At 36.8% G+C, this 26075-nt stretch carries 17 protein-coding genes and 1 rRNA gene; 8 read left to right on the top strand and 10 right to left on the bottom strand.

Going from position 1 to position 26075, the window contains the following annotated elements; genetic code table 11:
• The first annotated feature begins 1 nt into the window (after position 1).
• Positions 2–111, top strand: a 5S ribosomal RNA gene (gene rrf, locus GILLI_RS17005).
• 445 nt (positions 112–556) lie between these two features.
• Here rrf and GILLI_RS17010 read toward each other — a convergent pair.
• The 9 genes from GILLI_RS17010 to GILLI_RS17050 all read right to left on the bottom strand — a co-directional run bounded on the left by GILLI_RS17010 (position 557) and on the right by GILLI_RS17050 (position 9302).
• Positions 557–1348, bottom strand: a complete 792-nt coding sequence (locus tag GILLI_RS17010; RefSeq protein ID WP_006990361.1) for an anti-sigma factor — start codon at positions 1346–1348, stop codon at positions 557–559.
• A 2-nt stretch (positions 1349–1350) separates the two neighbouring features.
• Positions 1351–1878, bottom strand: a complete 528-nt coding sequence (locus GILLI_RS17015; RefSeq protein ID WP_006990362.1) for an RNA polymerase sigma factor — start codon at positions 1876–1878, stop codon at positions 1351–1353.
• 96 nt (positions 1879–1974) lie between these two features.
• The gene (locus GILLI_RS17020; RefSeq protein WP_006990363.1) at positions 1975–2556 is read right to left on the bottom strand and encodes a superoxide dismutase family protein; all 582 of its coding nucleotides are present in this window, start codon (positions 2554–2556) and stop codon (positions 1975–1977) included.
• 177 nt (positions 2557–2733) lie between these two features.
• Positions 2734–3948: a bifunctional alpha/beta hydrolase/OsmC family protein gene (locus GILLI_RS17025; RefSeq protein WP_006990364.1), complete on the bottom strand. Its 1215-nt coding sequence runs from the start codon at positions 3946–3948 to the stop codon at positions 2734–2736.
• Between the two features lie 130 nt (positions 3949–4078).
• Positions 4079–4822: a 3-keto-disaccharide hydrolase gene (locus GILLI_RS17030; protein ID WP_006990365.1), complete on the bottom strand. Its 744-nt coding sequence runs from the start codon at positions 4820–4822 to the stop codon at positions 4079–4081.
• A gap of 18 nt (positions 4823–4840) precedes the next feature.
• The gene (locus tag GILLI_RS17035) at positions 4841–5896 is read right to left on the bottom strand and encodes a sugar phosphate isomerase/epimerase family protein (protein WP_006990366.1); all 1056 of its coding nucleotides are present in this window, start codon (positions 5894–5896) and stop codon (positions 4841–4843) included.
• Between the two features lie 19 nt (positions 5897–5915).
• Positions 5916–7055, bottom strand: a complete 1140-nt coding sequence (locus GILLI_RS17040) for a Gfo/Idh/MocA family protein (RefSeq protein WP_006990367.1) — start codon at positions 7053–7055, stop codon at positions 5916–5918.
• A gap of 18 nt (positions 7056–7073) precedes the next feature.
• Positions 7074–8312 carry a nucleoside permease gene (locus tag GILLI_RS17045; protein WP_006990368.1) on the bottom strand — a complete coding sequence of 413 codons (1239 nt, stop codon included), beginning with the start codon at positions 8310–8312 and terminating at the stop codon, positions 7074–7076.
• A gap of 3 nt (positions 8313–8315) precedes the next feature.
• The gene (locus tag GILLI_RS17050; protein ID WP_006990369.1) at positions 8316–9302 is read right to left on the bottom strand and encodes a sugar phosphate isomerase/epimerase family protein; all 987 of its coding nucleotides are present in this window, start codon (positions 9300–9302) and stop codon (positions 8316–8318) included.
• 152 nt (positions 9303–9454) lie between these two features.
• Here GILLI_RS17050 and GILLI_RS17055 point away from each other — a divergent pair, with 152 nt between their 5' ends.
• The 4 genes from GILLI_RS17055 (at position 9455) to GILLI_RS17070 (ending at position 16922) form a co-directional block, all read left to right on the top strand.
• Positions 9455–11146 (top strand): GMC oxidoreductase, encoded by a 1692-nt coding sequence (locus GILLI_RS17055; protein WP_006990370.1) that lies wholly within the window; start codon positions 9455–9457, stop codon positions 11144–11146.
• Positions 11147–11157: 11 nt separating this feature from the next.
• Positions 11158–11802 carry a gluconate 2-dehydrogenase subunit 3 family protein gene (locus GILLI_RS17060; RefSeq protein ID WP_006990371.1) on the top strand — a complete coding sequence of 215 codons (645 nt, stop codon included), beginning with the start codon at positions 11158–11160 and terminating at the stop codon, positions 11800–11802.
• Between the two features lie 478 nt (positions 11803–12280).
• Positions 12281–15379, top strand: coding sequence for a SusC/RagA family TonB-linked outer membrane protein (locus GILLI_RS17065; RefSeq protein ID WP_006990372.1), 3099 nt, complete (start codon positions 12281–12283; stop codon positions 15377–15379).
• A 13-nt stretch (positions 15380–15392) separates the two neighbouring features.
• Positions 15393–16922 (top strand): RagB/SusD family nutrient uptake outer membrane protein, encoded by a 1530-nt coding sequence (locus GILLI_RS17070; RefSeq protein WP_006990373.1) that lies wholly within the window; start codon positions 15393–15395, stop codon positions 16920–16922.
• An 80-nt stretch (positions 16923–17002) separates the two neighbouring features.
• On the opposite strand, the gene GILLI_RS17075 is transcribed toward GILLI_RS17070, so the two are convergent.
• Positions 17003–17698, bottom strand: a complete 696-nt coding sequence (locus GILLI_RS17075; protein WP_040507152.1) for a response regulator transcription factor — start codon at positions 17696–17698, stop codon at positions 17003–17005.
• 396 nt (positions 17699–18094) lie between these two features.
• Here GILLI_RS17075 and GILLI_RS17080 point away from each other — a divergent pair, with 396 nt between their 5' ends.
• Genes GILLI_RS17080 through GILLI_RS17090 form a run of 3 tightly spaced genes read left to right on the top strand, consistent with a single transcriptional unit; the run spans position 18095 to position 26073 of the window.
• On the top strand, positions 18095–21466 hold the full coding sequence (locus tag GILLI_RS17080) for a VCBS repeat-containing protein (protein WP_006990375.1): 3372 nt from the start codon (positions 18095–18097) through the stop codon (positions 21464–21466).
• Positions 21456–24734: a VCBS repeat-containing protein gene (locus GILLI_RS17085; RefSeq protein WP_006990376.1), complete on the top strand. Its 3279-nt coding sequence runs from the start codon at positions 21456–21458 to the stop codon at positions 24732–24734. The genes GILLI_RS17080 and GILLI_RS17085 overlap by 11 nt, the downstream gene beginning before the upstream one ends.
• A complete protein-coding gene (locus tag GILLI_RS17090) occupies positions 24721–26073 on the top strand; it encodes a vanadium-dependent haloperoxidase (protein WP_006990377.1) in 1353 nt (450 codons plus the stop codon). Before GILLI_RS17085 ends, GILLI_RS17090 begins: the two co-directional genes overlap by 14 nt.
• Positions 26074–26075 lie beyond the last annotated feature (2 nt).

Below are 26075 nucleotides of genomic sequence, written 5' to 3' on the forward strand. Positions count from 1 at the left end.
TTAAGGTGGCTATAGCATCGGGGCTCACCTCTTCCCATTCCGAACAGAGAAGTTAAGCCCGTTAGCGCAGATGGTACTGCTGTATTGTGGGAGAGTATGTCGCCGCCCTTTTTTTTTGAAAGACCTTTACTGAAAAGTAAGGGTCTTTTTTTGTTTATACCCGGCACGGTTGCAAATCTGCGCCGACTCAAGCTATCGGGGTTCGCCGCCCCGCCCGTACCTAATGGAACATTTGGGCGGGCTTTTTTTTGAAAGACCTTTACGGAAAAGTAAGGGTCTTTTTTGTTTATACCCGGCACGCATTGCAAATCCGTGCCGACTCAAGCTATGGATCAAATTATATTTATGGGGAGCTAGAAAATTATGCATATAATTTAGTTAGTCTATAGAGGAAGAATTTCACATCTCTGACACCTCTAAACGAAGCTCTGAATTCTTTTATTTTGGCATTAAAAGATTCGGCGGAGGCCTTATCCTCCTGTTTGAATAAGGACCTATTATAAAAAAAGCTGCCCAATAACGGGCAGTTTAATTCTTTAAAATCAATAAATTTATTTTAGGAGGATACCGTTCCCAGTGCATAAAGTTGTTCCATTGTAGGGGTTGTACTTCCTCCTTCTGGTTCCAGTGTAATCCCAAATCCCTCTGAAATGTTTATGTTTTCCAACCGAAATATCTTGTTTACATCACTCTCAAATTTATCTAATAATCCAATACTGCTAGGAGTTAGTGGATCCATCTTTAAAGACCAAACCTGATATACCATTCCTCTGGGAGGAGATGGAAGATCTTTAGCATCTATATAGGTTATATTCTTTTCTTTATCCCAATAAGCCGTTGCATAGGCATCTGGAGCTATTGACTGTCCCTGAAGCGGAACTTCCAGGATGTTTTTGTCTCTTAAAACAAATAAAAGTTCCTGTGTTTTTTGAGCATTATTTCTAGCTTCTGCGATGTCTGTTTCCATTTGGATCTTTTCAGCTTGTAAGGCCTGAACAGATTCCCTTAATTCGCTATTTTCATTGAATAATGTAAATAGCCCAATAAGGAAAAGGATACTGGCGGCCCAACCAATATAGGCGGCCCAGTTAGTACCTTTTTTGGGTAAATCGATCACTTTATGTCTCCTGGATAACTTCTCCTTTAATGACTGTAATAAAAATTCAGGGTCATAGGGTGCTGCAGCACTGGATAAGGTTAGAAGCGCTTTTTCAATTTCTTCAACTTCAACCCTTACTTCAGGATATTCCTTTAAAGTGCGTGATACTTCAGAACTTTCAGATTCAGAGAGTGCTCCATAGACATATAATTCTAATATGCCGGACTCTATATATTTGTTAATATCCATAATTATAGTACGTTAGATCTTAATTTATCTATACAAACCCGGTTTTTGGTTTTAACCGTTCCCAACGGAATGTCAAGTTCCTCAGCTGTTTCTTTTTGGGTGAAGCCTTTGAAAAATAAAAGGTCGATTAATTTCTTGCACATGGGTTCAAGCAGGTCTATATATTTTTGTAATCCAATAGCATCTATTTTTCCAGAGGAATTGCTCTTGGCTTCTAATATATCTACGAAATTATCGCTCTTTAGGTTTAGTTGTTTGTTTTTAAAATCTTTAGATCTTATTTTATCTATGGAAGCATTTCGGGCAATATTGAGTATCCAGGTAAAAAAACGCCCTTTATTTGTATCGTAGGTTGGTGCATTGTTCCATATTTTCAGGAATACATCTTGAAGAACTTCTTCTGAAACCTTCTCGTCGCGAATGATGCTGTAAATTATTCCATAAGTGCTAACAGAATAGAGCTGGTAAATGCGTTCGAAAGCTTTTTCGTTTCCTGACTGAAGTTCTATAATCAATTGGTCTTGTTGCATGAAGTAAGGTGATAACTAGATTATATGAAAAAATTCCCTTGAAAATAATAAAGCAACCTTAGGTTGCTTTATTATTTGAGTGAAAATATAAATAAATTATTTAATTGTTCCACATCCTACCCTTGTTCCGGCGTTACCGGAAGGTTGTGAGGTAAAATCATCTACACCGTCATGAATAACCACTGATTTCCCTATGATATTTTTTGTTTCATCGTCGCAACCTATACACCACTCATTTGTAGTCATAGTAATGGTTCCATTTCCATTTGCATCTACCTTAAAATTTCCAATATCACCTTTATGATATCCTGCAGGATCTCCCCACTTTCCATGTTTTTCAAAGGTTGGATTCCAATGTCCACCTGCAGAGGAACCATCTTCTGCAGAGCAATCTGCATTTTCATGAATATGAATTGCGTGCATTCCTTCGGCCAAACCATCAATTACAGCGGTCATCGTAACTTCTCCATTTTCTTGTGTGAATACCGCATTGCCTGTAAGATTACTACCACTTTTCGGATCTATGGTTAAGGTTACTTTTTTAACTTCTTCTTTGTTCGTTTCCTGAGACATTTCACTTTCAGAAGCCTTTTCTGCATCGTTTTCTTTCTTGTCATTTTTACAACTAACAATAGCTAGTGATGCACATAAAAACAATGTTATACGGATTCGTTTCATAATTTTTCTGATTGGTTTTCAAAATTTAACTGCTCTAAAGTAAAGTGAATATTGGGATTCTCCAAAAAATTAAGGTTTGCTTAACATTGCCGAAGAAAATGGAACTATTATCTTAAAGATTTTATTTCTTGTTTTTGCTCGAAGGATATACATATTTTTGTTAACCAGTGAAACAGATCATGCTTTTTTTAAAGTTGTAATTATTTGAACTTTAGAATGCAAGGTTTTATGAACAGGACATTTATCTGCTATTTGCAGGATACGCTGTTGTTGTTTTTCATCCAAAGCTCCTATTAGGACTATTTCCCTTTCGAATGTATCTATTTTAGCAGATGAGTTTTCACAATTTTCACAATCTTGATTATAGGATTTAAGATGATTGATATGGGTCTCTACTGTTTCAAGTGGCCATTTTTTTCTTCTTGCATACATTTGAATGGTCATAGAAGTACAGGCTGCCAATCCTGCAGCGAGCAGCTGATATGGATCCGGGCCAAAATCATTCCCTCCGGCACTTAAAGGCTCATCGGCAACAAAGTGATGATTTCCAGCTTTAATCCTTGTTGTGAAATTTGACTTTCCAAGATTTGCTGCTACATCATGTTTGGATTCTAAATCATGTAGGACCGGGATTTCCAAATACCTGGTTGCCCAGCTTCCAATTATGTTACCGGCATATTGTGAGTCTTTTTTGTTTGAGAGTAAATGATCTGCTCCCTCCAGGGACACAAAGCTTTTTGGATGTTTCGCGGCAATGTATAATTCTTCGGCATTTTTGACCTCTACGATGTTATCCTGTGGTGAGTGAAGAATAAGAATTGATTTTTTTAGTTTAGGAAGAATTTCCTTTAAATCCTTTTTTTCCAGATCTTCTATGAATTGTTTTTTTATACTGAAGGATCTTCCCCCAATATTTACCACAGCTTTGCCGTTTTTATTTATTTCTTCAATATTGTCCTTTATTAGATGTCTCACATGGGTTATAGAGGAGGGGGCTCCCAGGGTGGCAATTGCCTTTACTTTTGGAAGGCTTTGTGCGGCAAAATAAACTGCTGCGCCACCCAACGAATGTCCAATTAATAGGGTAGGAGACTTGTAGTTGGTTTTAAGGAATTCTTCGGCAGAGAGAAGATCTTCTACATTTCCTGAAAAATTGGAATCTGAAAATTCCCCTTCGCTTTCTCCAAGGCCCGTAAAGTCAAAACGCAAAACACCAAATCCTTTATCGGTTAACGCATCACAAATATTCTTAACCGCAAAAAAATTCTTATTACAGGTAAAGCAATGTGCAAAAATAACAAAATTATGAGGGACCTGATCTATGGGTAATTCCAGTTTTCCATGGAGTTCATAGCCCTCCTTATTTTTAAAAGTAACTTTTTCTGAGCTCATTGCTGAATATTTATTTTAAAGAATTCAATTTTGATGAAATTAAGGAAAATAACGAGATTAATTTCTATTTAAAATAAGAAAAGCTGTAACAGGAAATCCTTTTACAGCTTTAATTTTTATGAAAAATGACCTATTTAAGCTCTCGGATTTGTATGTTTCTGAACCAAACATTGTCATCATGATCCTGAAGGGCTATATGGCCGGTTCTATGTTTCCCGAAATCTTCCCAGTCTCTAAATTTTGAACCTTCTACCATTTTATCCCATTCCTCGCCATGAACCGGAAATTCTGTAATTTTTTCACCATTTAGAGTAACCGATCCTAAATTTGCCTCGTGATCTATTCGGATTATGACATTATTCCATTCTCCTACAGGTTTTGTAACATCTTTAGAAGCAGGAATCATATCATAAAGAGCACCGGCCTGGCGTATTGGACCATTTTGGGCATCTGGATGCTTTTGGTTATCCAATATTTGTATTTCCGGCCCTGTAAGGTACGGTTCATTAAATTTTTCATCTTCCTGAACTCCCCACATTATTCCACTGTTCCCGCCTTCAGAAATTTTCCATTCCAAAGAAAGTTCAAAATTGGTATATTCTTTTTCTGAAATAAGGTTTTCAGACCCGGAGCGTTCTCCTTCAGCAGCAGAAAAAGATATGGCACCATCTTCTACCTTCCATTGCGTAATTTCATCAGAATTATACGCTTTCCACCCATCAAGATTTTCGCCATTAAAAAGCGTGGTTACATCATTTTCATCCTGATCGCTTCTATTTTCAGTTTTCACAGTTTCTTCCTGGTTTTCAGTTTTTTCTTTACAGCTAATGCTTACCAAAGCAACTGCCAGTATTAATAAACTTGTTTTTTTCATAAGTACGTATTTATTGGTTTAGTTAATTCCTAAAATTCTTTTTAATTTTTCTTCATCAATTTCAGTTCCGGCAAAATCATCAAATTTCTTTTGCGTAGCTTCAATGATATTGGATTGGATAAAAGAAGCACCTTCCCTGGCTCCCTGTTCCGGAGATTTTATACAACACTCCCATTCCATAACAGCCCACACGTCACATCCATACTGGGTTAATTTGGAAAAAATAGTTTTAAAATCTACCTGACCATCGCCCGGACTTCGATAACGTCCAGCGCGGTCTATCCAGTCTCCATACCCTCCAAAAGTTCCCTTTTTTCCGGTAGGATTGAATTCTGCATCTTTTACGTGGAACATTTTTATATAATCGTGGTAATGATCAATATATTCAATATAATCCAGCTGTTGAAGTACAAAATGACTTGGATCGTATAATATATTTACCCGTTTATGATTGTTGGTGGCATCTAAAAATCGTTCAAAAGTTACACCGTCATGAAGATCTTCTCCAGGATGTACCTCATAGCACAGATCGACTCCCTGCTCATCAAATTCATTTAAAATTGGCATCCATCGTTTAGCTAATTCCTGAAAACCCATTTCTACCAAACCTTCCGGGCGTTGAGGCCAGGGATGTGCGGTGTGCCATAATAAAGAACCGCTAAAGGTTCCATGAACATCTAAGTCTAGATGTCTGCTGGCTTTGGCTGCGCTTTTTAATTGAGCAACTGCCCATTCAGTTCTTTTTTTAGGATTGTTTTTATAAGCTTCAGGAGCAAAATTGTCAAACATAATATCATATGCAGGATGTACGGCAACCAGTTGGCCCTGTAAATGCGTACTAAGCTCTGTTATCTCCAGACCGTATGATTGAATTTTTCCTTTTAGTTCATCGCAATAATCCTTGCTTTCTCCGGCTTTAGTTAGATCTATAAGGGAAGTTTCCCAGGTGGGAATCTGGATACCTTTATAGCCAAGATCTGCCGCCCATTGACATAAGCCTTCTAAAGAATTAAAAGGAGGTTTGTTGTCCATAAACTGCGCTAAAAATACTGCAGGTCCTTTTATAGTTTTCATCTTGTATTTACTTTAAATTTTATTCATCAATTTTCACCCACACATTTCCTTGCTGGTGAGAAGCTACAGCTTTTTCTATAAAATTCACGCCTCGTATCCCATCTTTCATAGTTGGAAATTCAGCAGGGTGATATTTTTCTTTTTTAATAGCTCTGGCAACTCCTTTATAAATATTACCCATAGAATCAAAAATCCCTTCGGGATGACCCGGTGGTAATTTGGTGCCGTCCAGGGATAACTCGCTATTGTATGAATGTCCGGGTTTTAATACACGTAAGGGCTCGCCTTCCTGAAGTAAATACAAGTAATTTGGATTTTCCTGTTCCCATTTAAGACCGGCTTTTTCTCCATATATACTTACGGTGAAATTATTTTCTTCCCCGGTAGCGATCTGGCTGGTCCTGATAACACCTTTTACAAATTCTGAAAATCTCAATAAAATTGTTCCGTCAATATCCATCACGTTATCCTTATAAAGGTAATTAAGATCTGCCAAAACTTCTTTTATTTCAAGACCACTTACGTATTCAATCATATCGAATGCGTGTGTCCCTATATCTCCAACACAGCAACTTATTCCTGATTTTTCAGGATTTAAGCGCCAGGTATTAGCACGTTTTTCGGCATCATGAATTATTGGGTTAATCCAACCCTGATAGTATTGGACATCTATCTTCTGAACTTTACCTATGGCTCCGTTCGAGATCATTTCCCTCATTTGACGTATCATAGGATACCCGGTATAGGTATAGGTTACTGCAAATACCGTTTTGGATTTTTCCAGAAGGGTTTCCAAAATTCTGGCTTCCTCAAGAGTTGTAGTAAGGGGCTTTTCACAAATTATGTTATACCCGTTTTCTAAAAGTAATTTCGCCATTGGGAAATGAAGAAAGTTCGGGGTTAAAATAGAAACCACCTGCATTCTTTCCTCTCTGGGTAAAGCAGATTCAGCTTTTATAAGAGCGTCGAGATCTTTGTATATCCTATCGGTTCTAATGCCTATTTTTTCTGCAAATGCAATGCTTTCGCTAAGTTCCGGATTAAAAACCCCACCTACAAGTTCATATTGATCATACATTGTCGAGGCAACCCTGTGTAATATCCCTATAAGGGAATCGCCGCCGCCGCCAAGTATGCCTAATTTTATTTTGGTACTCATTAAATATAGTTTTAAAAATTAAATTTTCTCTATCACTTTTTTATCAAGCTTTTCATTTTTGAAGAAAATAGCAAATAAGATCATCACTACAAAAGCAAACCCAGCAGGAACTATCCATATTTGTTCCCAATCGTGACTTCCGTCTGCATTTAAATATAGATCGCTTATCAATCCTGCTACATAAAAACCAATGAGCATTCCCACTCCGTATGTTGCTAAGGTTATTAAGCCCTGAGCAGCGCTTTTAATTTTTGGACCTGCTTTAGAGTCTGTATAAATTTGTCCTGCCACAAAGAAGAAATCGTAACAAATACCATGAAGGGCTATTCCAATAATGAGCATGTAGACTAATTCTCCTGCATTTCCATATGCGAATAATAAATATCTCAAAGCCCAGGCCAGCATTCCTGCTAGCAGCGTGATTTTGAATCCGAATTTCTTAAAGAAAAACGGTAATAAAAGGAGGAAAAGGACTTCAGAAATTTGGCCAATAGTCATCATTGCCGTTGGGTCTTCCATTCCAACTTCCGATAAAAATGGGTTTGCATTCTGATAATAAAAGGCCAATGGGATACAGATTAAAACAGAAGCAATAAAAAACATCAGAAAATTTCTTCCTTTTAACAATGCAAGTGCTTCCAAACCTAAAATATCTGAAAGTGTAACTTTTTCTCCTTTACTGCTGGGAGGGGTTTTTGGTAAGGTGAAACTAAATAATCCCAAAACTGCAGATGCTATAGCAACCATTAAAAAGGTATTCCTCAACATTCCTTCTGCTCTAGCTTCCGGAGCATCCCAGGCAAATACAAGGCTTATAACTAAGCCTGCAATAATCCATCCCAGGGTTCCAAATACCCGTATGCCTGAGAATTGTTTTTCGGGATCGTTCATTTGGAAGAAGGAAATAGAATTTACCAATGCTAAAGTTGGCATATAAAGAATCATATATCCTAAAATATAAGGGTAGAAGGTGCCAAAGTCTTCAGAGGTGTACATCATAAATAATAAGACAGCTCCGGCTAAATGAAGGAATCCAAGAATGCGTTCTGCATTAAAAAATTTGTCTGCAATAAGGCCGATAATGAAAGGAGCTATTATTGCTCCCCAGGATTGCGTAGAGAAAGCCATGGCGGTTTGAGTTCCGGTCGCTTCAAGATTATTTCCTAAAAAAGTTCCTAATGTAACAAACCAACCTCCCCAAATAAAAAATTCAAGGAACATCATTGCTGAAAGCTGAAAGCGTACTAAATTTTTCATAGACTAGTTAAGTTTACTTCCTTCAGCAATTAATAATTCTTTAGTGGCCATGATACCTTCTTCTGCAGTGAGTTCTTCACCTTCGTATTCAATCCCAATAAAACCGGTATAGCCTGCATCTTTTACTATTTTCAGCATTTTACCATAATCTATGGTTGTTTCCTGTCCGGATTCATCAAAAGCATAGGATTTTGCACTTACTGCTTTAGCGTGCGGCATCATTTCTTCTACTCCCTGGTATTTAGGGTACTCTTCAATACAAGCTGCATCCCATCTTTCTCCTCCTTCACGTTGAAGACAAAAATTCCCAAAATCTGGCAGAGTTCCACAATTTGCTAGATTTACTCCTTCTATTACTTCCACCAATAAAGCTGCATTAGAAGAAAGATATCCATGATTTTCAACTAATACGTTTATATTTTTTCCTGAAGCATATTCTGCTAATTTTCTAAGTCCGTCTATGGAGTTGGCTTTCCATTCTTCAGCATTATCACTTCCAAATAAATTTACCCTGATGGAATGAGCTCCTAAGAACTGAGCGGCATCCACCCATTTTTTATGATTTTCAACAGCCTTGTTTCTCGCTGCCTCATCTGAAATAGCAAGATCTCCCTCACCATCTATCATAATCAAAACATTTTCAACATTAAATCGTTCGCTTCTGGCTTTTAAGGTATCCAAAACAGTTGAAAGGTTTGTTTTTTCAACTTCTGAAGTATAAAGTCCACTAACATATTCAATTCCTGAAAAACCCATCTCTTGTGCTTTTTGAGCAAAATTCATAGGATCCATTTCACCTTCAATAATTGGTTTGCTAAGGGACCACTGAGCCAAAGAAACTTCGAAAAACAATTCCTGATTTTCGGTTTGGCTTTCGGTAGTTTCAATAGTTTCCTTTGCTTCCTGATTGTTTTTACATGAGGTCAAGCTTGCCATAAAAAATAAAGCAAGCAAGAATAATTGAGTAATCTTAGGGGATTTTTGTGTCATGAATTTTTGTTTAAAGATTTTTATTTTGTTTGTACCTTTAAGAATCTTAAAAGTATACTTTTTTTCAAAGATGTAAAAAAATAAACATAATTTGATATATTTGGCAATATACCTTAAATGATAAATTAATTAATCCCAGAACTGTGAGTAAAATGTATGAAAATGAAACCTATGATGCAATTGTAGTAGGTACAGGAATTAGTGGTGGTTGGGCCGCAAAAGAACTTTGTGAAAAAGGATTTAAAACCCTTGTTTTAGAAAGAGGACGTATGGTAAAACATATCGAAGATTATCCAACGATGAATGATGATCCCTGGGATTATAAATTTAAAGGGCAGGTTCCCAGAGAAGAGGCTAAAAATCAGTTAAAACAAGCTAGAACCGGATATACTGTAAACGAAGCCAGTAAACATTGGTTTGTAGATGACCTTAAACACCCTTATAATGAAACGAAACGATTTGACTGGATGCGTGGATATCACGTTGGAGGAAGATCTATAATGTGGGGGAGGCATAGTTACAGATTAAGCGACCTGGATTTTGAGGCGAATAAAAAAGATGGTATCGCTGTAGACTGGCCGGTACGATATAAAGATGTTGCCCCTTGGTATGATTATGTAGAATCCTTTGTTGGGATTAGTGGTGAGAATCTGGGACTATCCCAATTACCCGATGGAAAATTCCTTCCTCCAATGGAATTGAATTGCGTAGAGGATCATCTTAAAAAGAGTATGGCTCAAAATTTCACGGACAGAGTTCTTACTGCAGGACGTGTAGCACATATTACCAATAATGACAAATTTGAAGGACGGGCTCCTTGCCAATACAGGAATCGTTGTATACGAGGATGTCCTTACGGTGCATATTTTAGCAGTAATTCATCAACCTTACCTGCTGCCGAGCGCACAGGAAATATGACCTTACGCCCAAATTCAATTGTAAGTGAAGTCATTTATGATCCTGAAACCAAAAAAGCAACAGGCGTAAAGGTAATTGATGTGGACTCTAAGGAAGTTATTGAGTACAAAGCAAATGTTATTTTCTTATGTGCTTCTGCCATTGCATCAACCAGTATTTTGATGCAATCTAAATCAGACAGATTTCCTAACGGGATGGGGAATGATAGTGGAGAACTGGGACATAATGTTATGGATCATCACTTTAAGGCAGGAGCTTCAGGTAAATATGACGGTTTTGAAGATCAATACTATAAAGGAAGAAAACCCAATGGAATTTACCTTCCACGTTTCAGAAATCTTTCTGAAAATGAAAATCTTGATTTTATACGCGGATACGGATATCAGGGTGGCGCAAGTCGCGGAGACTGGGCAGCTGATATAGCTGAAGCCGGATATGGTAAGGAATTAAAAGAAGCAATTGTTAAACCAGGAGGTTGGACCATGGGATTGATGGGATTTGGAGAAACTTTACCTTACCATGAAAATAAAATGACGTTGGATTATGATAAGCTGGATGAATGGGGATTGCCCACAGTAACTTTTGATGCAGAATTCAAGGAGAATGAATTGAAGATGCGAAAAGATATGGTAGATCAGGCAGTTGCAATGTTGGAAAAGGCTGGTTTTAAAGATGTGCAGGGATATGATGATATAGGAGCGCCAGGTTTAGGAATCCACGAGATGGGAACAGCCAGAATGGGGAGGGACCCCAAGACTTCTGTTTTAAACGGAAATAATCAGGTTCACGATGTACCAAATGTGTATGTTACCGATGGTTCCTTTATGACCTCTGCTGCATGTCAAAACCCTTCGCTCACTTATATGGCAATGACAGCAAGAGCGGCAGATCACGCTGAAAAGAATTTTAAAAAATCTAAAGCTTAATTTTTATAATTATGAATAGAAGACAAGCATTAAAAAACTTCGGTTTGGGTGCCGGAATACTAATAGTAGGACCAAGTACACTTAGCCTTTTACAAAGCTGTAAAAGCGAACCTAAAAGCGATTGGGAACCTGTTTTTTTAACGGCATCTAACGGCTTTATACTAAAGCAAATACTGGACGTAATAATTCCTGAGACGGATACTCCCGGAGCAAATGATTTGAATATAGCTGAATTTATTGATTCCTATATGGCCCAGGTGGCACCCAGTGAAAGACAGGATAAATTTAACAACAGCGCAAATGCTTTTGCCGCTGCATTTAAATCTGAATTTGATAAAGAACCAGAAAAGGGAAGTGCAGAAGAATACGAACAAATAGTAAAGAAATACTTAAAAGCTTCTCCTGAAGAACAAGAAATTTATTTAAAACGGCAAACGGAGACACAGGATCCTTTAGATAAAGATCCTTCAGAGAATTTGGATTTTGGTCCCGGAGCTTATTCTTATTTAAGTGAAGTTAGGGGAATGGCTATATGGGCTTGGAAAGCAAGTGAAGAAATAGGTGAAAATGTGCTTTGGTATGATCCGGTTCCGGGTCAATATATCGCATGTGGTCCGGTTTCTGAACTTGGAAATGGCAAGGCGATGGCTTTATAACATATTTGTTTTTACATATAATTTTAAAGGAACTGGGAACTGCCTCAGTTCCTTTTTTTTTAGTAAAAAAGTTCCCAGATAAGGTACCTGTTTTGGATATTTATGAAGAAAAAAAAACTGAAAAAGCTTAAAAATGCGGTTTTTTAACTTTTTATGACATATTATTCACATTGAAATTCTTGAATTAATTGATTTTTCGCCTTTTTTTAGACAAGTTTTCGGCTAAATTTCCTTTTTTTTCATTTGCTTTTTAAGCTAAATAGATCGGGAAATTGTTCTTTTATTAAATATATTATTATAAAAGACTATATTTAATGAAAACCTACCATAAATATAACGAATCATCACAAAGGAAGTGAAATCTACACTACAACGATTTCGTAATTATATCGTTGTAGTGCTTCGCGTTTAGCAAATATTTACATAAATTTAACTTTGATTAATATATCGTTTGAAAACTCAACTAAAACTTTAACTTATGAAGCAAATTATTTTTAGAAACATGCTTTTTGTATGCGCTTTCCTCCTAGTTGGAATGGCACAGGCACAAACAGTATCGGGAACCGTTTCGGATCCGAACGGTCCTTTACCGGGCGCTAACGTGGCTGTAAAAGGAACCAATATTGGTGCCATTTCAGATTTTGACGGAGAATATACTTTAGAAAATGTACCATCGGATGCTGTTCTAGTATTTAGTTTCGTGGGATACATTTCTCAGGAAGTACCTGTCAATGGTAGAAATACTATCAATATAACATTAAATGAAGATGCATCAAGTCTTGACGAGGTCGTTGTTATAGGATATGGAACTCAATCTATAAAGGATGCAACGGGAGCAGTTTCAGTAGTAACGGCAGATGAATTTAACCAAGGGGTTATTTCTTCCCCTGAACAATTGATCCAGGGAAAATCTGCCGGGGTACAAATCACACAATCAAGTGGTGAGCCAGGAGCAGGTATTCAGGTTAGAATTCGTGGTACTGCTTCAGTACGTTCAAATAACAATCCACTATTTGTGGTAGATGGAGTTCCGTTAGCCGGAGATGATACCTCAGCCGGTGGAGCAGATGTAGGTGCAGGATCCAGTTCTGCGAGAAATCCATTGAACTTTTTAAATCCAAATGATATTGAGAGCATAAGTATTTTAAAAGATGCTTCTGCAACTGCGATATATGGTTCCCGAGGAGCGAATGGAGTGGTTATTATCACTACAAAAAGTGGTAGGGCTGGTGCTGGTGGAGTATTTGAATTCTCTTCCAGTGTTAGTTATTCTACTCCTGCTGAAAGGTTTGATCTCTTAAACAGAGAAGAATATTTAAGTGCTGTAACTCAGTATGGAGGAGATGCCGATGCATTAGATTTTGGATCTGATACAGACTGGCAGGATGAAGTGCTAAGAAATACATTTTCACATAACCAATCTTTAGCCTATTCTAATAATTATGGTTCGGGAAATGTAAGGGCTTCCTTTTCTTACGGAGATCAATTAGGAATTGTAGAAAATTCTGAACAGGAAAGAATCACCGGAAGATTGAATTTAACTCAGCGATTTTTTGATGATAAATTAAAAATGGACTTTAATGGTACTATTTCCAGGGTTAATGACCTTGCACCATTAATAAGTAACAACTCAGGATCAACCGGGGATTTGTTGGGAGCATCTTACTTCGCAAATCCAACCTGGCCAACCGATGTAGATTTTACTACAGGTGGAGGTGGTGAGTTAATTCCTTCTCAAGTATTGGCTTATTACCAAGACCTTGCTCATACAGACAGATATCTTGCAAATATTTCTGCTGAATATTCTATCTTGCCAAATTTACAGGCGAAAGCAACACTTGGTTTTGACGAATCCAGTTCAGAAAAGAGTCAATCTCTTTCAGGTTTAATTACCGGAGTTACCAATGGTACTCCAGGTAATGGAAGGGGTTCTTTTGGAGAACTTTACACAAAAAACACGTTGTTCGATTTAACACTGAATTACAATAAGGAATTTGAAAATTCTAAATTTGAGGCATTGGTTGGTTACTCTTACCAGTCATTCCTTAGAAAAGGTAAGACAGTAGCTGGTTTTGGTTTCAATACTACAAACCTTGATGAAATGGCTTCTCAGCTTATCAATTCTTCCAATATTATTGAAAATGGTATTGATGGGCCTTATCAACAATATGGATATGATGCAGATGGTTTATTCGTTAACCGTTTGTTTCCTGAGTTTATTACAGATATGTTAACGGCTCCGGGGAATGTACCTCTTCAAGCGGTTAGTGGAGATCTTTTCAATTTTACAGATGAATTACAATCCTTTTTTGGGAGACTTAATTATACCATCGCTGATAAATACTTATTCACGGCTACTTTAAGAGTTGACGGTTCTTCACGTTTTGGTCCAAATAACAGTTATGGTTATTTCCCTTCCGGTGCTTTTGCCTGGAAAATTGATCAGGAAGATTTTCTTTCAACAAGTGAGAATATTTCTACTTTAAAGTTAAGACTGGGATACGGTATCACCGGTAGTCAGGATGGATTAGGATATGGTAACTTTACATTTAGAGAGCGTTATTCTGGAATTGGTATTGATAACGGTGGAAATATTAACGTACCTGGAACCCAGGTGGTATCTTTCCCTAACCCGGATCTTAAATGGGAAGAAACTTCTCAGGCAAACCTAGGATTAGACTTCGGATTTCTTGCAGATCGTTTAAACGGAACCTTGGATCTTTATTATAAGAACACTACAGATCTTCTTTTAAGAAAAGAAGTAGCACAACCTACTCCACAGGATTTCGCATTTGAAAACCTGGATGCTTCGGTTGTAAACCAGGGGGTAGAATTTGCGCTGAACTATGATATTATTCAGGGTGAAGGCTTAAGCTGGAATTTTGGTTTCAACATAGCATACAATGAGAATGAAGTTAAGGATTTTGATGGGTTAATTCAAACCGGTGCAATTAACGGAAATGGGCTATCTAATGCGTATGCTCAATTGCTTGCAGGAGGAAGACCTTTATTTTCTTATTACCTGAGAGAATTTGGTGGGTTTGATGAAGATGGTTTCACAATCTATCCAGAAGGTGACGTTCAAAAATTTGTAGGTAAGAGTGCCTTACCTACCTATAATGCTGGTTTATCCACTTACTTAACTTACGGGAACTTTGACTTTAATGCATTTTTAGCAGGTCAGTTTGGACAGTACGTTTACAATAACACCGCAAATGCTTTCTTTACAGCTGGGATTATAGGTGTTGGTAAAAACGTAACCAAGGATGTGATTACCAGTGGAGAATCTCCAGCCAATGCTGCCGATGTATCTACAAGGTTCCTTGAAAAAGCAGACTTTGTAAGATTGCAAAATGTTTCAGTTGGATATAATGTTCCATTAAAGGAAGATGGGGCCGTAAATTCTTTCAGAATTTCCCTAACTGGTCAAAATCTGTTTGTGATTACAGGATATTCCGGATTGGATCCTGAGGTTAACGTACCTAAATCTCTTAACGATATTCCATCTTTGGGAATTGATTATACAACTTACCCAAGACCAAGGACCATTACATTAGGAGTAAATGCAACATTCTAAAAAAACATATACTATGAAAACAATAAAATATTACAAAATTATTATGGGCCTTTTCCTTGTAGGTTCATTGGGTTGTACAGACCTGGAAATTGAGGAAACCGATTCCAGATTCGGAAATTTATCCGGAGAGTTTACAGGAGTTGATCCAGAATCAAGCATCACCGACCTTTATAACAGCTTAAGAGATCAGCTTGCAACGCAGGAAAACCTTTATGCTCTCAGTGAGGTTACTTCAGATGAAATGGTAGTTCCAACAAGAGGAACAGATTGGGGTGATAATGGTTTATGGAGAACCTTACATACGCAAACCTGGGATGCTAATCATAACTTTGTGAGAGGAACCTGGAATAGCTTTAACCGAATGATTTTTAATTCAACTGCTATTATAGATAGTAGAAGTAATCCTTCTCCTGAACAGGCAGCACAAGCTAAGTTTATAAGAGCCTTTGCAATGTTTGTTTTAACAGATCTTTATGGACAGGTACCTTTTAGAGCACCGGATGAAGGTCCGGATGTTAATCCAATGGTTATGTCCAGAGAAGAAGCTTTAGCTTTTATCGAAACAGACCTTAATGAAGCTCTTGCTGTTTTGCCAACTGGTGGTCCAAGCCCAGAACTAAACAGGCCAACCAAGGCAGCGGTACGTTATTTACAAGCAAAAATCCTTTTAAACAAGCATATTTATCTTGGTTCCGCAACGCCTAATGCATCTGATATGACAGCTGTTATTGATTTGGTTGATGCAATTCAGGCAGATGGCTTTGATCTTCAGGCGGGATATTTTGATCTTTTTACAGATTCAGTAGATTCTGAAACAATTTTCTTTACGACATCTGGTGTTGGTGCGAAAATTTGGAATGGGTTACACTACAAACAAAACACTCCCGACAATACCGGTGGTGGGTGGAATGGATTTGCAACTTTATCGGAATTCTACGATCTTTTTGAAGGAGACTCTCAGGTTAATGTACCAGGTTCCGGGCAAGAAGAAAGAAGAGGTTTTGTACCTACAGACGGTTCTCATTTTGGGATTGGTTATGGGTTTCTTATCAACCAACAGTATGACGAAACTGGTGCAGCGATGACAGACAGATCTGGAAATCCGTTGGTTTTTACCCGTGAATTTCCAAGTTTGATCGTTAATAATGAAGTAACAGGAATTAGATTAATAAAATTCCATCCTGAAAACGGAGCCTTTGCAAACCATACCGTATTATTCCGTTATGCAGATGCGCACCTTATGAAAGCGGAAGCGATTTTGAGAGGTGGATCTTCAGGCGATGATGCACTCGCAATGGTTAATGAATTAAGAGTTTTGAGAGAAGCAGAGCCATTAGCTTCCTTAACTGAAGAAGCGCTTCTTGCTGAGCGTGGACGAGAATTGTATATGGAATATTGGAGAAGAATGGATCTTATTCGTTTCGGTAAATTTACTGAAGAGTGGGGTTACAAAGATGCTAGTGAGGACTTTAGAGTGCTCTTTCCTATTCCTACAACCGCAGTAATCACAAATCCTAATCTTACACAGAATACTGGATATTAAACATTAATTTTATAACAATAAAAGAGACCAGCTAAAAAATATTTAGCTGGTCTTTTTTTATTTTAATTTTTATAAATAAGTTATGGTTTCCTGAAAATAAATCCGGTATTATGAATATTCTCAATCTTAATCAATGGTTCCTTTACAAGATATTTTCTTAATCGGGAAACAAATACATTTAGACTTCTTCGTGTAAAATAATCATTTGTCCCCCAAATGTTTTTCAATAATTCCTTATGTGTACAAATTTCATTTGGTTTCAAAACGAAATATCTTAACAACTCATTTTCCCTGGAAGTTAAGGATACCTTGGATTTTCCATATTCCAAAGTTTGCATGTATGGTTTATAAGAATATTTTCCAAGATGGATCTCTTCTTTATCTGAAATTTCTATTTCCTGATGAGAAAGGTTTTTCAACAAAATATTAATCCGTATTACAAGCTCTTCCTCATCTATTGGTTTTTTAAGATAATCTTCCGCACCTTTAGAAAATCCTTTCAAAACATCAATTTTAAGAGATTTTGCGCTAAGAAATATGAATGGAATTTCCGGATAAATAAGTTTCATCTTTTCAGCCAATGTAAAACCATCCATTTCTGGCATCATAACATCCAGCACGGCAAGATCAAATTTTTCCTTTTCCAATTTTTGTATAGCTAGGTTTCCATTTTTTGCCCAGGTTATACCAAATCCCTTTAGTTGGAGATATTCTGTAAGCAAATATCCTAATGAATCATCATCTTCAACCAGTAGAATGTTCTTTTTGTTTTCCATAGTACTGTAAAGGTATTTTGAATTATAAACAATCACCATTTTTTAGTCATTAATTAAGCTATTGTATCATTTTTTGCTAATTACTCGCTTAGAATCTAGTGCATAATAGAATACTATCTTTTCTTAATCTTTCCTAGTGTTAATTAATCTTTCATTAATACTTTTTAATTAGTCTTTGCTCCTGACTCTTCAATATTGTACTATTTTAGACTGGTATTTCTAAAAAAACGAATACCTCTCTAATGTAGTTAAGAAAATATTAAAATGTCTTTCTCATCCCATTTAAAACTTATAATTTCGAAGTTGTAATTATTTTTATCTACATCAGAGTTAAGTCAGACAATGCTTTTACCTTCAGTCCCAAAAAATTAATATCAGTTATATTATTTAAAACCAATGAATTTGAAATTACCTCGAAATATTTTCACATTTTCTCTTCTTGTTTCACTATTTGCTTCCTGTGAATCCAATAAAAAAGAATCAAAGGAAGAATTAGTTGTGGAGGACAAAAACACTTTATTTACCCTTATGTCTCCCGAGGAAACCGGGTTAGATTTTATTAATGAAGTCGTAAACCAGAAGGATTTTAATATTTTTAAATACAGGAATTTTTATAATGGGGGTGGTGTTGCAATTGGAGATATTAATAATGATGGGCTTCCTGATATATATCTAACGGCTAATATGGGGCCTAATAAATTATTTTTAAATAAGGGAGATTTTGAATTTGAAGATATTACTGAAAAGGCAGGGGTAGCCGGTAATAAGCCATGGGCTACCGGGGTGAATATGGTGGATATCAATAATGATGGTTTACTTGATATATATGTGAGTAACGCGGGAAATATGCAAGGGAATAATCACGATAATGATCTTTATATTAATAATGGTGATCTTACCTTTACCGAAAGTGCAGAAAAATATAATTTGGCTAAAACCGGATTTAGTACACACGCAACTTTTTTTGATTATGACCTGGATGGAGACCTGGATGTGTACATATTAAACAACAGTAATATTCCAGTGAGCAGTCTGGGATATGCAGAACAAAGAGATGTAAGAGCGCAGGACTGGGAAGGGGTTCCTGAAATTTTTAGGGGAGTTGGTGATATGCTTTTGCGAAACGATAACGGAAAATTTGTAGATGTTAGTGAAGAGGCAAATATTTACGGAAGTTTAATCGGTTTTGGACTTGGCGTTGTAATTAGCGATATCAACAACGATCTTTATCCGGATATTTACGTGTCAAACGACTTTTATGAGCGGGATTACCTATATATCAATAATCAGGATGGAACCTTTACGGAGGATATTATGAACTGGACCTCGCATTTAAGTCTTTCGGCGATGGGAGTTGATATGGCCGATATTAATAATGATGGAAATATTGATATTTTTATTACAGACATGCTTCCGGAAGAAGATTCCAGGGTAAAATCTGTGATGGAATTTGAAGGTTATAATATCTTCAAATTAAAACAAAGCAAAGGGTTCTCTCAACAATACATTCAAAATACGCTTCAACTTAATAACGGGAACAATTCCTTTTCTGAAATCGCTTATTTCAGTGGAGTGTCCGGTACAGATTGGAGTTGGGCAGGATTGCTTTTTGATATGGATAATGATGGGTTTAGAGATATTTTTGTAACCAACGGAATTAATCATGATCTCACAGACATTGATTTTATAAACTTTTTCGCCAATGAAATAATGCAAAAAATGGCATTAACAGGTAAAAAAGAAGCCATCGATTCCATAATTAATAAAATGCCGATTACTCCCATTCCCAATTATGCATACAAAAATCAAGGCAATTTAAAGTTTAAAAATTTGGCAAAAGAGTGGGGGCTTGGAACTCCAGGATTTTCAAATGGAATTGCGTATGGAGATTTGGATAACGATGGAGATCTGGATATGGTGGTTAACAATGTTAATATGCAATCTTTCCTTTATAGAAATAATGCTGAAAAGTTTACAGAGAACAATTATCTTAAGATAAAACTGGAAGGCAGTGAAAAAAATAGATTTGCTATTGGAAGTGTTGTAAAGCTCTATTATAACAATTCGGTTATATTGCAGGAACTCCAACCTTCCCGGGGTTTTCAGTCCTCTATGGATTATGTTTTGACCATAGGCCTGGGAACCTCAGATAAAATTGATTCTCTTAGGGTAATCTGGCCAGATAAAAGCACTCAACTACTTACAGGTGTGAAAGTAAATCAACAGCTTGAATTAAGCCAGAAGGATGCTACTACAAATCAATATAAAATTCCGAGGCCATCAAATGAACCTTCCTTACTTCAGGAAATACAGGTAAAACAAGCAATTGCTCACGAAGAGAATACTTACAATGATTTTGATTACGAAGGACTTATTTTTAAAAAGATTTCCCAGGAAGGACCTAGTCTTTCTGTAGCTGATATCAACGGAAATGGGAATGAAGATATTTTTATAGGCGGGGGGAAAATGCAACCCGGAATTATTTACCTCAATTCCGGAAATGGAAATTTGAAAATTACTTCTCAAAAAGCGTTAGAAGCCGATGCCGGTTTTGAAGATACTGCTTCTGCATTTTTCGATGCCAATGGTGATGGCCATTTGGATTTAATAGTTGGTTCCGGGGGAAATCAGGTAGGAGAGGGAAAAACGTATGCTGCCAGGCTTTATTTAAACGATGGGAAAGGAAATTTCACCAGGTCATTGGTTGAATTACCGTCAACCTTTCACAATATTTCTGTGATCGCCCCTTATGACTTCGATGGAGATGGTGATATAGATATCTTTATTGGTTCACGGAGTGTGGTTGGCACCTACGGGATAGATCCGGACCATTTATTTTTGGAAAATAATGGGGATGGAACTTTTACAAATTCTACCGAACGCGTGGGATATGATCTTAAAAATGCCGGCATGATTACAGATGCAATCTGGGCAGATATTGATAAAGACGGAATAAAAGACCTTATAACTGTTTCTGACTGGGGCTCGCCTATACTATTTAAAAATACAGGACGCAGACTTTCAAGACTTAAAACCGATTTGGATGAATTAACGGGATGGTGGAATACCATTGAAGTTGCAGATTTGGATGGAGATGGAAATAATGATCTAATATTGGGAAACAGTGGGACTAATACGGCTTATAAAACTTCCGAAACGAATCCTATGAAAATTTGGATCAATGACTTTGATAATAACGGGACAATAGAGCAAATCGTCACAAGGAATCTTGGTGGAAGGGATATGCCAATACACATGAAAAAGGAATTGACAACCCAATTATCATCCTTAAGAAAGCAAAACCTTAAAGCAGCCGATTATGCCAGGCGTTCTATTCAGGAGTTATTTCCGGCAGATGTTATCGATAATTCAATTGTAAAAGAGTCGGTGATGGGAGAAACGATCATTGCTGTAAATTTAGGAAACGGAAAATTTGAGACTAAAATTTTGCCGTCAAGGGTTCAGTTGTCCTGTGTTTGTGGGATTACCTGCACAGATGTTAATGGAGACGGAATCTTAGATCTTATAATGGGAGGTAATAATTTCGAATTTAAACCTCAGTTCTCACGTCTCGATGCCAGCTACGGTAATGTTTTGCTTGGAGCGGGGAATATGGAATTTACCTGGCAGGATTACACTAAGAGTGGATTTGTTGTAAAAGATGAAATCAAGCATTTGAAGAAATTTCGAGATAAAAACGGAGACAGCTATATCATCACAGCTATTAACAATCAAAAACCTAAGGTATTTAAATTAAATGCAAAGTAAATATTTCATCATTGTATTGATTTCTCTGCTATATAGTTGCGGAGAGAAGGAAAGTTATTTATTTGAGGATCTACCAGCCAATAAATCTGGAATTTCATTTGCCAATATTCTTACTGAATCTGAAGATCAGAATATATTGGATTACATGTATTTCTACAATGGGGGTGGGGTTTCTATTGGAGATATCAACAATGACGGATTACCGGATATTTTCTTTTCTGGAAATCAGGTTAAGAATAAATTGTATTTGAATAAAGGCAATCTTGAATTTGAAGATATTTCAGAAAAAGCTAATATTACCGGAAACAGTACCTGGAATACAGGGGTAACCATGGCCGATGTTAATGGAGATGGCCTCCTGGATATTTATGTATGCGCGGTGGTTGGAATTAACGGTTTTAATGGTCATAATGAATTATTTATCAATAACGGAGATGGAACCTTTACAGAAAGCGCTAAACAATATGGGTTAGATTTCGAATCTTTCAGTTCTTCTGCTGTTTTTTTTGATTATGATCTGGATGGTGATCTGGATTTATATTTATTGAATCATGCAATCCACACGCAGGAATCCTATGGACGAGCCGATTTGAGAAATATGCGTACATATGCTACCGGAGATAAACTTTTGAGAAATGACGGAGGTTCATTTACCGATGTGAGTGAAGAAGCGGGAATTTTTGGAGGAGTTAATGGGTATGGGCTTGGCATTTCTGTTGCAGATTTCAATCAGGATGGCTGGCCGGATATCTATGTAGGGAACGATTTCCACGAAGATGATTATTATTACATCAATAATCAAGACGGGACCTTTACAGAAAGTTTAAAGGAATACTTTGGACACACAAGTAAATTCTCTATGGGAAATGATGTTGCAGATTTAAACCACGATGGCTACCCGGATATTATTACGCTAGATATGCTTGCTGAAGATGAAAAGGTTTTAAAAGCTTCAGAAGGAGATGAAAATACACAAATGTTAGAGATGAGAACTGAGCGTTTCGGGTACCATTATCAATATCCGCGAAATATGCTTCAGATTAATCAAAACGGGCAATTCTTTTCTGAAATCGGGCTGCTTAGCGGAATTGAAGCAACTGACTGGAGTTGGGGCGCATTATTTGCAGATTATAATCTGGACGGGGAACAGGATCTTTTTATCTCCAACGGAATTCCTAAACGACCCAACGATTTAGACTATATTAAGTTTCTTTCCAATGACCAGATCCGAAAAAAAATTAATAACACGAACCTTGTAGATAAGGAAGCATTGGCCTTAATGCCTTCCGGAAATGTTCATAATTTTATTTTTAAAGGGGGAAGAGATTTAAAATTTGAGGATAAGTCCGGGAAATGGATCCGGAAGGACACAATAATTTCTACCGGAGTAGCATACGGGGATTTGGATAATGATGGTGATCTTGATATTGTTACCAATAATATTAATGGGTCGGCAACCTTATATATCAATAAATCAAAAAACAGGAATTATCTTAAACTGAATTTTAAATATAAAAAACAGAATGTATTTGGGTTTGGTACTAAAGTTTTTTCATATTCAAATGGAACCTTACAGTTTAAAGAACTTTTTCCCTATAAAGGCTTTCAGTCCTCTTCAGAGCCAATTATTCATTTTGGTTACGGAACTGTCTCTAAGGTTGACTCCCTTGTAATTGTTTGGCCGGATAAATCCTATGAAACTTTAAGAAACATTCGTGTAAATCAAACTTTGGTTATTACACCAGGTATGAGTGAAGGAATTTATGAATTCAGCCCAGAAAAAAAATCACGGGTATTATTTGAAAAGATAAAAGGTAATTTAGGAATAGATTATACCCATAAGGAGGATAATTATTTAGATTTTAATGCGCAGAAACTTATTCCTTATAAAATTTCCGATCGTGGTCCGGCGACTGCCGTTGGGGATTTAAATTCGAATGGAAAAAGTGATATTTACTTTGGAAGTTCAAAATTTTTCCCTTCTGCAATTTATGAACAAAACGACACTTCCTTTGTATTGAAAAGCCCTGCGGCCATAGTTAAAGATTCTGTAAATGAAGATGTATCTGCAGTGATTGGAGATTTTAATAATAGTGGTGAAAACGATCTGGTAATTGGTACTGCCGGTGGTAATTTTTACGGCAAGGCCAAACCTTTGCTAGATAAATTTTTCCTTAAAAAGGATTCGTTATTTATAGAGAGTACGCTTCCGGTTATGTATGAAAATTCTTCAGTAATTCGGGCAAATGATTTTGATAAGGATGGTGATCTCGATTTATTTATTGGAAGCAATGCCGTTTCTTATGATTTTGGAAACATACCAACGTCTTATTTATTGACTAATTCTAACGGGAATTTTTCTGTTGTGAATAACGATGAACTTTCAAAAACAGGAATGGTTACAGATGCCGTCTGGACAGATTTTGACAATGATGGATGGGATGACCTTATTGTTGTGGGTGAATGGATGTCACCAACTTTTTTTAAGAATAATAAGGGGAAACTCGAGAAAATTTCGGTTTCATCATCTAAATTAAACGGCCTTTGGCAGGCAATAATTCCATTTGATATTGATAATGACGGTGATATTGATTATATTTTAGGAAACTGGGGAACAAATACCAGGTTTGAGGCATCGGAAAAATTTCCATTACGTATGTATTATGATGATTTTGATACCAATGGCTCAACAGAAACTATTCTTGCTTCTAATAAAAACGGAGAATATTACACGCTGGAAGGCCTGGATGAACTTTCTGGTCAAATGAGTTCTTTAATGCGAAAGAAGTTTACCCACTACAAATCATTCGCAGGAAAAACGGTGGAAGAGGTATTTTCCCGGGATTTATTAAATAAGGCAAAATTATTGGAAGTGCATGTTTTGGAATCCGGTTATTTAAAAAATGAAAATGGTTCTTTTACTTTTGTTCCTTTTGATTCCAGTTTACAGGTTTCTCCTTTAACGGCTTTCGTTGAATACGATTTTGATAATGATGGTAAAAAAGATATCCTTGCTGCTGGAAACTACTTCGGAGTTAAACCTTATCACGGAAGATTTGATTCGTTTCCTGGAGCACTAATTAAAAATGAAAAAGAAATTATATCCGGACATCTTTTAGGATTAAATCTTCAAAATAAATCTGTTCGGCATTTGAATATTATTGAAGTCAATAATCAAAAATATTTGCTGGTTACTATAAATAATGGTAAGGCAGAAGTATACGGCTTAAAAAACTATAAAAAATCAATTGATAATGAATCGATTTAAATTCACATTGTTTTTTGCTACGTTGATACTGTTTTCTTGTAATAAGGAGGAGCAATATGCAGAGGTATCGGCAGAGGAATTGCACGCATCCGTAGATCAGGTGACCAATATCATGGTTCACGATATATTTTCACCTCCGGTTGCAAGTAGAATATATGCATATGCCAATGTCGCTGCATATGAAATCGTAGCCCAGTCCAGTTCAAATTACAATTCGCTTGCGGGCCAGTTAAATGGACTGGATTCTATTCCGAAACCAAAGCGAACATCTCATTTAAATTACAGGATGTCCGCGCTTATTGCACATATTGAAATAAGCCAATATCTTATTTTCTCTGAAGATAAGATGATTCAATATAAGGATAGCTTATATTCAAATTGGAAGAAAACGAATTCACAAGAATTTGAAAGCTCTATGGCCTATGCAACAGAAGTTGTTGACCACATAAAATCCTGGATGGATAAAGATAATTATAAACAAACCCGCACCATGCCTAAATTTACAGTGCAAAGCGATAATCCGGAAAGATGGCAACCAACGCCACCTTCCTATATGGATGGGATTGAGCCTCATTGGGACAAGATTCGACCTTTTATAATGGATACTGCAAGTCAATTTCGCCCAATACCACCTCCGGAGTTTTCAATGGAAAAAGGCAGCAAATTTCACGATGAATTAATGGAGGTATATACCATAAAAAATAAAATGGTTGAAGATGGGGATGAGAGTGAAGAATTACAAATCGCTCAATTCTGGGATTGTAATCCCTATGTTTCTGTAACCCGGGGACATCTTATGTTTGCAACTAAAAAAATCACCCCTGGTGGTCACTGGATGGGAATTACTAAAATAGCCAGTAAGAAAGCCGCCGCCGATTTTGAAGAATCTGTTTATGCCTATACAAAAACCTCTCTTGCAATTGCAGATGGTTTTATAAGCTGTTGGGAGGAAAAATACAGAAGTAATCTTGTACGTCCGGAAACGCTCATCACAAAATATATAGATGAAAATTGGGCACCCGTGTTACAAACTCCACCTTTTCCTGAATATTCCAGCGGACATTCGGTTATTTCCGGTGCTGCTGCTAAAGCTCTTACACACATTTTTGGCGAAAACTTTAGTTTTAGCGATGATACAGAAGTTATTTATGGATTGCCGGTTAGAGAATTCCAGTCATTTAACCACGCCGCCCAGGAGGCGGCTATGAGTAGGATGTACGGTGGAATTCATTATCGTTCGGCTGTTGAGGTAGGAATGGACCAGGGGGCAAAACTAGGAGATTACCTGGTAAATACCCTTAAAATGAAAAATTCTAAAGATCCAATTGCTGCTAATTAAAC

The organism is Gillisia limnaea DSM 15749, from assembly GCF_000243235.1.
Classification (GTDB): domain Bacteria; phylum Bacteroidota; class Bacteroidia; order Flavobacteriales; family Flavobacteriaceae; genus Gillisia; species Gillisia limnaea.